A 10,007-nucleotide genomic window follows, 5' to 3' on the forward strand; every position below is an offset into this window, starting at 1 on the left:
CTGGCGACCGTCCACATCGCTGTCATCAATCAGTGGCTGCGACACGAGTGAGGGCGGCTCAAAGGGCCGCCCTCACTTCACTTCGACACAGAACCTAGGTCGGTCAAGCACAGGTGCCGGGTCGTATGCGTGGAGAACCGGGGAACATCCGCGGCCAGCGCGATCCGCCGGACCACCTTCGACCACGTCCACAAGGTCAACGGTTCGGCCCGGTTCCGGCGCGACTCGGACAGGAACAGCGGACCACGAGCCCGGCTGATCGTTGCCCGATGCTGCAGATACAGCGACAACAACACACCCGTCGGTGCCGAGTAGGGCACCACCCGTTCGAGCCGGTTCTTCGTGGTCTCCGCCCGCACCCGCACCGTCCGATGGGCCGGATCCAGGTCGTCGGTGCGCAGTGAGCACAACTCCTCCCGCCGCAACGCAGCGTCGTAGGCCAACGCCAGCATCACCCGATTGCGGACCGGCTCGCCCGCTGCCACCCCGAGAATGTCGCGCCATTGCTGCTCGGTCGGGATCCACGGCAGCTTCGTCACCCGCGGCACAAGACCACGCTGATGCCCACCGGCACGCAGCCGTCCGGGCGTATAGCGGCCCCGGCCAACAGGATTCGACTCCCGCAGCCCTTCCTCCATCAGGTGGTCGTAGAACAAGCGGACCGGCACCAGCCGCTGCTGGATCGTCGCGTTCGCCAGCCCCGCACCGGAATCGATCGACACCACGTTCGCTCCACGCCGGTGCGGGCGAGAGGTCAACTCCCGCACGAACATCGCGACGTGGGCGCGGCTCGCGGAAACCGGATCCACCTGCTCCCGCTCACACAGCAGCAGGTACTCCGCCAGCCCGCGCCCGTAGGCATCGATCGTCCGCGGCGCCCGCCCGAGATCAACCCAGATCCCCAGCCACATCGCAGCCTGCTCGTGTCGTCCGAGCACCGGCCACTTCTCCACCAGCGCCACCGCGCCACTCAATCTGCCTCCAAAGTCCGTGGTCACCCCGGGAGGACATGATCACCCCGAGGCCAGATTCCACGTAACTTTTATCGTGTTGACGCCTTCTATCGGGTCGTTGCTGTAAGGGACGGTCAGGCCGGCGATGCCGGCGATCGCGGCGTCCTGGTCGAGGGCGCGCAGGAACGGGTCGAGTTCGGTCAGCCCGGCCTCGCGGACCTGCTTCATCCGCCGTCCAGGTCGTTGCCGTGGCGTGCGGCCAGGATCGACGCGAACTCGCCGACGAGCCGGGCCAGGTTAGTTATCTCGGGGCAGGCGGCGACGAGTTCGTCCGGATGAGCGCGTCGCCCGGCGTGAAGAACGGCGGGGCGGCTCATGATCCACGAGGTCAGCCGCGGCGGCGAGGGAATGATCCGGTCGTTCTCGGCGCGGCCCTGGTTGAGATATTTGTGCAGCAGGTCCGGCCTGCCGGTGTAGCCGAGCGCCTTGATCTTGTGGAAGAGGTGCAGGACCGGGACCGCAGGCTGCTCGGTGCGGCGGTGCCGCAGGTGGTCGCGGTAGGGGCCGACAACGCCGGCTCGGTAATACGGTGACGGCGCAGCTGATCCGGCTCGGACGCGCGGGCGTAGCGTTTGACCATCACATTCGAAGGCCGGATCACCCAACCGGAAACAAACCTCTACCGGGGCAGATCCAGCGGTAATCCGTCACTCCGTAGTGCACGTCGGTTCCTTCTCTGTGCTGGTGAACCGTGCTGGGCGAGGCTAGGTTCTTGCAGTTCCATTCGGGCGCACCCGTGCAGAACCCGGGCGGTTCGTAGGTTGAGGCCAGCAGAAGAGAACTGGGTGAACTCGGCAATTGCGACCTTGTCGGTGCAAACGACAACGGTTACAGAGCCGATCCACGGCGCGGCCGAGGCAGCAACCGAACCCAGTGTTGCGCCGCGCCCGCTGTGGGATGACTCACAGAAGGATCTGCGAGACGTCATCGACGACAAGCGGATGCATAAGAGCATGAACGAGAGTTGCCGGTCACATCCGGCGGATGGGTAGGAACTTCGGTGGCGATCACGGATATTCAGGCGTTCGCTCATCTCACCAAGGCCGATATCGAGTCTTTCGGTCGTGAGCTGGACAAGGTTCGCACAGACATCGCGCGATCGCTCGGGCAACGAGACGCGGACTATATTCGGCGGGTCATCAAGGTTCACCGCAGTCTCGAGGCCGCTGCGCGGTTGCTGTTGTGCGCGAGCCGGCATCGAGCGCCGCGAATAGTCGGGACCGTGATGCTGGCGGTAGCCAAAAGCATTGAGATGATGGAGCTCGGCCATAACATCAGCCACGGCCAATGGGATTGGATGAATGATCCCGAAATCCATTCCACCAGCTGGGAATGGGATTTTCTCGGTCCGTCCGCGCATTGGAAGCGTTCTCACAACTACGTTCACCACACCTACACCAACGTCTACGGGATGGACGAGGATTTAGGCTTCGTGGTGTTGCGGATGACCCGCGATGAGCCGTGGCGCCCGATCCATCTACTGCAGCCGCTGACGAATCTGCTGATCGCCGCGTCGTTCGAGTTGGCCATCGCCGTGCACGATTTGGCGGTCGAGCGGCAGCATCTGGGCATTCCCCGCGCCCGGTTGGGGTCGAAGCCGAACATCGAGTTCGCACAAAAGGTTGCTCGCCAGGTCGGTAAGGACTTCCTGCTGTTCCCGGCGCTGAGTGGGCGCGGGTTCAGGCATACGCTCGCGGCGAACACGGTGGCGCTGTTGCTGCGCAATATATGGTCCTACTTGGTGATCATGTGCGGGCACTTTCCCGACGGCGCTGAGAAATTCACCACCGAGCACATGGAAGGGGAGACCCGTGGTGAGTGGTATCTGCGGCAGCTGCTGGGGACCGCGAATTTCCACGCTGGCCCTGTGCTGGCGTTGCTGAGCGGTAACCTCTGCTATCAGATCGAGCACCACCTGTTTCCTGATCTTCCCAGCAACCGCTACCCCGAAATCGCCGAGCGTGTCCGCACGCTGTGCGACAAATACGACCTGCCCTACACCACCGGCTCGCTACTCGGACAGTTCTGGCTGGCTCACCGCACCGTGTGGAAGCTCGCGGTGCCGGATCGGTTGCTGCGCCGTACCTGCGACGATGCCACCGAAACCCGCTCCGAACGGACGTTTGTCGGGACTTCGCTCGCGTCGGGCGGTCGGTCCATCTGGCAGGCGAGTGACCCGCTGACCGGTGCGCGACGTGGGTTGCGCACCGCTCTCGCTGTAGCCGACTCATCGAGGCGGCGGGCAAAAAATGGTCGGAGCCGGTGGTTCGGGCGGGCACCGATCGCTGGCGAACGCTGACGACAGCAAGGATGTGTCGTCGACCATGGAACGGCCCGCGGTTCGGATTCTCGCCGTGGCTGGCCGTCGCCTCGCCTTGATGGGCGGAATGGCGATCCGTGCAACGCACGCGCTCACCGCACGACAAGACCAGAACATCGGCAACCAGAGATTCCGGTTTGCAATCGCCGAAAACCCAATGAAGTTCGGCAATTCGGCTGGTAAGCGATCATGTGCCGGTTCGGGCTGGGGGTCTGGGCGGTTGGTGTTCGGCTTGGCTGCCGATGAGGTTGGTCGGTGCGCTGGAGGTTGGGGTTCGTGGCGACGCGGGTGTATGCGGACGAGGAGTTAGAGCAGCTTCGGGGTTCCGGGAGATGAGTCGCGAGGAGGTGTTCCGGTTCTTCACCCTAACCCCTGCAGATGTGTTGCATTAATGGCCACCGTGGCTGGCGGGCGGCTGATCGGCTGGGATGGCGGTGGGCCTTGTGCATGTTGCCGGACTCATCTTTCTTGCACAGCTTTTCGACACCAACTACAACGTCGGCACGAACTGGATCGACCCCGCGCCGACCAGCAACTCCTCAACATCGTCGACCACACGTCGTCTTCTTCGAGCCAAGACTCGCAGATTTGGGACGGACATGTCTGCGCGTTAGGGGATTGCAGTCTCGATCCGGGCGAGGTAAGTAGCGAGGATCTCTTCGAATGCGGCGCGGCGGTCGGCTCCGAGGGGGCGAATCTCACGAGCGAAGTGGGCCAGGGCGGGGAAGCGGTCGGGGTCGGCGCCTAGTACCGCGACTCGAAACTGCTCCATGCCCTGTTCGTACTCGTCGGCGGTGAGGGTGTCGATGCCGGCCTCGGAGGCGATCAGCGCGGCGAGCAGGATCACGATCCGGTGGTAGTGGCGCGGAATCTCCTCATCGGGCAGGCTCGAGGCCCGCAGAGCCTGTAGCAGCTCCTCCATGACCAGTCGGGAACCGGCGCCGCCGGAGCCGTAGCGTCCCCAAAGGGCGGCGAGTTGGGGGTGCTGGCCGAAGGCCGTGCGTAGGCGCAGGGCGGTTGCGGTAATGCGCTGCTTCCAGTCTTGCTCAGGGCGGTAACCGTCCATCGCGGCCGCGAGGATCCGGTCCGCTACCTCGCGCAGTAATTCGGTCTTGTTGCGGAAGTGCCGATAGAGGCTGGAGGAGTCTGTCCCTAGCACTGCGGCCAGCTTGCGCACGCTGAACGTCTCGGCGTCGCTGGTGCGCAGGAGCTCCGCCGCCGTGTCCAGGATCTCCTCGGTCGACCAACGCCTTCGGCCTGCCATCTCGTCCCTCTCGTCCCGGTTCACCATAATGGATGCGCTTGCCTGTGCACGCACTGCGTGCAACGGTGTAGTCATATGCGAGGCGAGATGCCTGGCTTGGAGAAGGAGACGGAGAGATGAGTGATACCGCCGCTGTGCAGAGGCCATCGGCACCGGATTTCTCGGCGATGACACCGGAGAAGCTGGCCATCTACCGTGACGCGGAGAATCGCTGGCGGGCCTCCAGTGCCGCGTGGCCGGTCATCGGGGAACCGGACTCTGGGGCCGCGATCAAATGGCAAGAGGTGGCGCTAGCGGACCGCGATCTTTCCGTCCGGGTGTACCGGCCGACGTCGACGGGCGACGGCGAGGCCGATATCAGAACCGACCTGCCACTCGTTATCCACGTGCATGGCGGCGGTTTCGTGGGCACAGCGACGCAATGTGACTGGACCAACAGCCACCTCGCCGCCCACTTGCCCGCCCTCGTAGTCTCGGTCGAGCACCGCCTCGTCGGCCCGGGCGCTACTGTCGCGCACGCCTTCGACGACGGCTGGGACGCGCTCGAGCACGTCTTGCGGCGCGCTGCGCAGTGGGGTGTCGACCCGGCTCGCACGGCCGTCTTCGGCGAGAGCTTCGGTGGGCTGATCAGCGCCCTAATTGCGATCCGAGCCCGGAACGCCGACCTGCGGCTTGCTGCGCAAGTGCTGGTCAACCCGGCAGTCGAGGTGACCGAGACGATGTACGACTATCCCTCTATCGTCGAATATGCCCATGATCCGAGCCTCGCCGTCGCGATGCTGCGGCTGCTGCAGGAGCTCGCCGTACCGCGGGGAATCGACACCCGCGCATTCTCGCCGCTATACGCAAACGACCTGAGCGGGCTCGCCCCTGCTCTGGTCGTGGTGCCGACCCGGGATGCGCTCGCCGATCACGGCCGATGCTACGCGGAGCGACTGCGAGCGGCCGGGACTTCCGTACGGCTCACAGAGTACTCGGGCGCGCGGCACGCGTTCCTTACCCTGCCGGGTATGGAACCGCAGGCCGAGGCTGCCCAGGCGGAGATCCTCGCCTTCCTCCGGGCGGCCCTGGCTGAGTGACAGGGGAAGCGATGAACACGACCGAGCCGGGAGACGGTGGCGCAGTCAAGACCGCGGACCAGTGGCGCGCCACCGTCGCCCCCGACATGCGCAAGGTCATCCCCAGCGGCGCATATCCTCGGTTTCGCGCATGATCGAATCCGCCAACCTGAACCCGGCCGAACAGTTCTCGCACGGGATGCGCCGCATCCTCACCGGGATCGCAGGCTCTCAGCAGACGGCACAATGATCGCGAATACACCGAGGACGGTCCCACCCGAATGGAGGAAACATCGAAGCGATGCACTGATCTGGTCTAGAACTGGCGTGATCACGCGCGTCGAGATCAGTCGGGTCGGCCGCGCTCGCAGTGCCATTAATGAATGACGCGGTGGACGGTTGAGCGACTTATGTGCGTCGCGAAGCGGCGTGCCGTACCCCCGGTTCAACCGGGAGAGACTTGGAGGGAGGTTTCTGGGTGCTAATCCAACAGTCGTTGAGTGTGGAGGCGTCAGCACCGCGACAGGTAGCTCCCGCGCCCCGCCCCCGGCGGCTCCGCAGTGGATAACCCGGCGCGGCAGTGGATAACCCGGGGCGCGTTTTGCACCCCCACACGGGGCCACCGGCCTGACCAAGACCGGCAAGGCTATGATGTGTGCAAGACACTGCCACCGACGCGCCGCAACCGCTGGCGCCACGAATGAGCGGCTGATTTGTATCTCAACTAGACGGTGGCGAGTAGGTCGGTACCTTTCCGCGCCGAACGAGTTGCCATCAAGTAGCTGCGGTTTCGGTTGGAGGCAGGTCACCGAACATTCGCAGGTTGCTGTAGTCGATGGGTTTGTATTCGTCGATGTCGTCGATAGGTCCAGCGCGTTGATCCCATCGACCGATCGCCTCATCCCAGGAGAAATACTCCAGATCGGTTGGATCGAGGTATATCACCCCGTGGAGGATCGCTCCGTCGGGCAACATTGATGAGTGAGGCAAGCAAATTTTCCCATTGTCTACATGCGCGGCTAGAGGATGGGGCTTTCTCATGGTGCGATCTCCACTCTCGATGTCAGTGCCTCAAAGTAGTCGCTCAGATGCTTGGCTGCAGCCGCGGATCCTAAGAACCTGCGCCGAGTAATGTCAGTATAATACCAGGCTAAGCCCTCGGCGAATAGTTCGTGTTTTCCGACTGGGTTATGAATCGAAAAATGCTCGCTCTCGAGTTTCGTCATTTTCATCAACGGGATAACATGATTGTATAGTTTGCCGAACGCTTCTTGCTGGCTTGGAAAACCAAGTGCATGATCAAAGGCATGCGCGAATTCGTGTCCCGCTGCGTCGATACTTCCGTGTCGCCGACTAGCCACGAGCACCGCGCGAGCGTTCGGATCATAGATACCTGCTACGGAAGTGTATTTTAATTGGCCTTTGTCGCCAGTGCGTTCGTGTCCACGCGCCCTGGTCCAGGCGGGGTGGCCCACGTCCAGCGCGCTACCCTTTGCCAACCATATCCCACCTCGAGGTCCGCCTCTCATATGTGCCGCCACGATATGGTGGTGCCTTTCCGGAATGCGTGCCAACGAGCGGGCATGAACGCGGGCAGCCCACGAACCATCCGTGTGGTACATATCCTGATATATGGCGCTCAACATTTCTTCTGACGACCGAGGCGAGATCACGGAAATTCGTGGTGGCTCAACGAACTTCGGGGCTGATACTATGAAACGTGCGAATTTCTCGTCCGATCCCACAAGCGCATTGGCTGCAGCTCGCAAATGGTCTGCCGAATCCGTATACTTTGTCGACAGATTTCGAGACAACCGTGAGAACATGCCCTTGAGCCCGACGGTGACGGATTCAAGACTGTCGGTAACAATGTTTCTCAACTGGTTCCTATCTCTCTCCTCAGAAGCCGACCGATCGGCGACGGGGCTGCTGCGCGATCAGGTGACAGTGATTGTGCGGCCTGAACGGTCGCTGGGGCCATGATTGTCTCGTACTCGATCGGGGTCAATCGGCCGAGCCGGGCTTGGCGCCGTCGTGGTAGGTGCGTTCGATCCACGTAACGATCGCGATCCGTAGTTGTTCGCGGGTGTCCCACCGCTGCCGGTCCAAAACGTTGCGTTGCAGCAGGCTGAAGAAGCTTTCCATGGCGGCGCTGTCGCCGGCCGCGGCGACTCGGCCCATGGATCCGGCCATGCGATGACGGTTGATCGTGTGGACGAAGCGTCTCGAGCGATACTGAGACCCGCGGTCGCTGTGCACCACATCGCCGCGCCGGGCAACGGCATTGTTCAACGCGGTCACCGCCAGACGGGATTTCATCCGCGAATCGATCGAATAGCCGACGATCCGGTTGGAAAACACGTTCTTGACCGCACACAGGTACAGCTTGCCTTCACGCGTTCGATGCTCCGTGTAGGGGTCGGACCGGGGCGCGGTGCCGATGTTGCCATCGGTCCGTTTCCCCGACCCGCCCTCCGAACCCGCCGTGCGTCTCTCAACGCAACGGGCTCTCCACGGGTTATGCCGTTGTGGCAGTGACTATTCCCGGTTCGCGCCAACTCCAGGGTGTGGCGATGTCGTAGCCTCGAAAGCGGTATCGGGTGACTTCCACTTCCCAGGGCCGGAACATCGCGGTCCGTCCGTCGCGGATCTGCCATCCGGGCAGGAACCGGCGGCGGAAAACTCCCCAGGCCAGCCCGTGATGTCGTTTGCGCATCCAGTCGACAACCTTCCACCATGCGTAGTGGTCGAGGTAGCTGAAGGTGCGTTTGGACACTCCGTGCTGGAAATAGCTGCACCAGCCCCGCAGAACGGGGTTGAGTCGGTGCAGCAGGTCGGCGAGAGTTCGATGCTTGTGTCGGCGAGTCACCATCCTGACCTTGTCGATGACCGACGCGAGCGCCTTCTTCGATGGCCAGGTGTAGACGTATTTCTTCGCCGTGCCCCGTTTGGTTTGCCGCTGGATGCGGAAACCGAGGAACTCGAACCCCTCATCGATGTGGCAGACCCTGGTCTTCTCCGCCGACAGGCGTAAACCGATCGGCGCGAGCACCGCTGCGACCTCCGCCCGTAGCGCTTCGGCATCGGCCCGGTCACCGTGGACCATGACGACGAAATCGTCTGCGTAGCGGACGATTTTCATCGTGGCCCCACCGGCTCGGCGATACTTGGCGCGAGTCCAATACGGGCCGAGCGCTTCCCATTTCGCGGCGAAGTGCTCGTCCAGCACGGACAAGGCGATATTGGCCAGCAGCGGCGAGAGGATCCCGCCCTGCGGAGTTCCGGTGGCGTTGCTGCGGAAGGTGAGATCCTTGGCCAGGATTCCCGCCTTCAGGAACGACTTCACCAGGGCAAGAACACGTTTGTCTCCGATCCGTGCCCGCACCCGCTCCATGAGCGCGGTGTGGTCGATCTCGTCGAAGCACGCCTCGATATCGCCCTCGAAAACCCAGTGGTAGGCACGGGTGCCGCTGGCGAGGTAATGGATCTCGGCGATCGCGTCCTGGGCTCGCCGACGCGGCCTGAAACCGTAACTGCAAGACCGGAAATCGGCCTCGAAGATCGGTTCCAGGACCAGCTTCAGCGATGCCTGCACCACTCGGTCGGCCGCGGTGGCGATGCCCAGGCGACGGAGCTTGCCGTTCGTTTTCGGGATCATCACCTCCCGCACCGGATCCGGCCGGAACCGCCGCTGTTTGACCTGCGCATGCAAGGCCTCGAGCATCAGTACCGACTCTTGCGGACCGAGGAATCGCGGAACGATCCCGTCGGCACCGGCCGAGCGAGCTCCTTTGTTCGTCCGCACCCGCTCCCACGCCACGGCGAGGAACGCGGGATCGTGGACGAGGTTGAACACATCATCGAACCGACGGCCGGGATCATCGACCGCCCAATGGTGCAGCTTGCGCTGCATCCTGCGTACCCGCAGCTCGGCCGTTTCCAGGTCGGGCCACGGAGCACTCGTATTCACAAGTGACCTCCACAGTCTGCTTGTTCTGCTGCGAACCCGCTGGAGCCCTTTGCCATGTGACCGGCTCTCCCGGCCTCGGACTACTACGGCTCCTCCGCCCCGTCCCGCAGGCATCAGCCGACGACGCGCTTTTCCGTTCCGCCCGAATGGATTCCGGTCGGAAAGGAACCAGCGAGACGGTTCCCGTGTTCACTGTCAACCGATTGACGGGTGAGGTGTCCAGCTATGCCCCTGCGACTTCGCCGTGGTTACGCCGCAGACCTTCACCACGGCCTCCCGGCCGGCGGTCAAGTCCAATTGCGTGGTGTATCGGGGTGATTGCCGCGTGATCCTGGTCGGTCAGGCGGTCAGTGCTGGGGTGTCCTCCTGTTCGCTGGGGTCG

Annotated in this window: 10 protein-coding genes and 1 pseudogene; 3 read left to right on the top strand and 8 right to left on the bottom strand. The window is 63.3% G+C overall.

The window, feature by feature from the left end:
* Positions 1-77: 77 nt before the first annotated feature.
* Genes IG65_RS0133240 through IG65_RS35410 form a run of 3 tightly spaced genes read right to left on the bottom strand, consistent with a single transcriptional unit; the run spans position 78 to position 1,618 of the window.
* Complete coding sequence (locus tag IG65_RS0133240; RefSeq protein WP_231509608.1) at positions 78-998, bottom strand: tyrosine-type recombinase/integrase; 921 nt, start codon at positions 996-998, stop codon at positions 78-80.
* Positions 999-1,013: 15 nt separating this feature from the next.
* Positions 1,014-1,181, bottom strand: a complete 168-nt coding sequence (locus IG65_RS38250) for a hypothetical protein (protein WP_156055915.1) — start codon at positions 1,179-1,181, stop codon at positions 1,014-1,016.
* Entirely contained in the window at positions 1,178-1,618 is a 441-nt protein-coding gene (locus IG65_RS35410; protein WP_051757307.1) for a hypothetical protein, read from the bottom strand. The genes IG65_RS38250 and IG65_RS35410 overlap by 4 nt, the downstream gene beginning before the upstream one ends.
* A gap of 395 nt (positions 1,619-2,013) precedes the next feature.
* Here IG65_RS35410 and IG65_RS0133250 point away from each other — a divergent pair, with 395 nt between their 5' ends.
* Positions 2,014-3,312 (top strand): fatty acid desaturase, encoded by a 1,299-nt coding sequence (locus IG65_RS0133250; protein ID WP_030518904.1) that lies wholly within the window; start codon positions 2,014-2,016, stop codon positions 3,310-3,312.
* Between the two features lie 631 nt (positions 3,313-3,943).
* Here IG65_RS0133250 and IG65_RS0133255 read toward each other — a convergent pair.
* Positions 3,944-4,651, bottom strand: coding sequence for a TetR/AcrR family transcriptional regulator (locus IG65_RS0133255; RefSeq protein WP_197040015.1), 708 nt, complete (start codon positions 4,649-4,651; stop codon positions 3,944-3,946).
* Positions 4,652-4,713: 62 nt separating this feature from the next.
* Between IG65_RS0133255 and IG65_RS0133260 the strand changes: the two genes are divergently transcribed.
* Complete coding sequence (locus IG65_RS0133260; RefSeq protein WP_030518906.1) at positions 4,714-5,676, top strand: alpha/beta hydrolase; 963 nt, start codon at positions 4,714-4,716, stop codon at positions 5,674-5,676.
* A gap of 753 nt (positions 5,677-6,429) precedes the next feature.
* Here IG65_RS0133260 and IG65_RS0133270 read toward each other — a convergent pair.
* Both IG65_RS0133270 and IG65_RS38765 read right to left on the bottom strand, forming a co-directional pair.
* Entirely contained in the window at positions 6,430-6,696 is a 267-nt protein-coding gene (locus IG65_RS0133270; protein ID WP_156055916.1) for a hypothetical protein, read from the bottom strand.
* Positions 6,693-7,154: a hypothetical protein gene (locus IG65_RS38765; protein WP_197040017.1), complete on the bottom strand. Its 462-nt coding sequence runs from the start codon at positions 7,152-7,154 to the stop codon at positions 6,693-6,695. Before IG65_RS38765 ends, IG65_RS0133270 begins: the two co-directional genes overlap by 4 nt.
* A 133-nt stretch (positions 7,155-7,287) precedes the next feature.
* Here IG65_RS38765 and IG65_RS38770 point away from each other — a divergent pair, with 133 nt between their 5' ends.
* Entirely contained in the window at positions 7,288-7,638 is a 351-nt protein-coding gene (locus IG65_RS38770) for a hypothetical protein (RefSeq protein ID WP_197040018.1), read from the top strand.
* On the opposite strand, the pseudogene IG65_RS35415 reads toward IG65_RS38770, so the two are convergent.
* Both IG65_RS35415 and ltrA read right to left on the bottom strand, forming a co-directional pair.
* Positions 7,613-8,067 (bottom strand): annotated as a pseudogene (locus IG65_RS35415) (transposase); the annotation flags it as partial. The gene IG65_RS38770 and the pseudogene IG65_RS35415 sit on opposite strands and share 26 nt — an antisense overlap.
* Positions 8,068-8,173: 106 nt before the next feature.
* A complete protein-coding gene (ltrA, locus tag IG65_RS0133280) occupies positions 8,174-9,625 on the bottom strand; it encodes a group II intron reverse transcriptase/maturase (RefSeq protein WP_030518908.1) in 1,452 nt (483 codons plus the stop codon).
* Between the last annotated feature and the right edge of the window lie 382 nt (positions 9,626-10,007).

The sequence above is a fragment of the Nocardia sp. NRRL WC-3656 genome, from assembly GCF_000720265.1.
GTDB lineage: Bacteria > Actinomycetota > Actinomycetes > Mycobacteriales > Mycobacteriaceae > Nocardia > Nocardia nova.

Bases quoted from the DNA above. Each gene is read 5' to 3' on its own strand.
- IG65_RS38250 (WP_156055915.1), bottom strand. From the start codon at position 1,181: ATGAAGCAGGTCCGCGAGGCCGGGCTGACCGAACTCGACCCGTTCCTG.
- IG65_RS0133260 (WP_030518906.1), top strand. From the start codon at position 4,714: ATGAGTGATACCGCCGCTGTGCAGAGGCCATCGGCACCGGATTTCTCG.
- IG65_RS0133270 (WP_156055916.1), bottom strand. From the start codon at position 6,696: ATGAGAAAGCCCCATCCTCTAGCCGCGCATGTAGACAATGGGAAAATT.
- IG65_RS38770 (WP_197040018.1), top strand. From the start codon at position 7,288: ATGGCGCTCAACATTTCTTCTGACGACCGAGGCGAGATCACGGAAATT.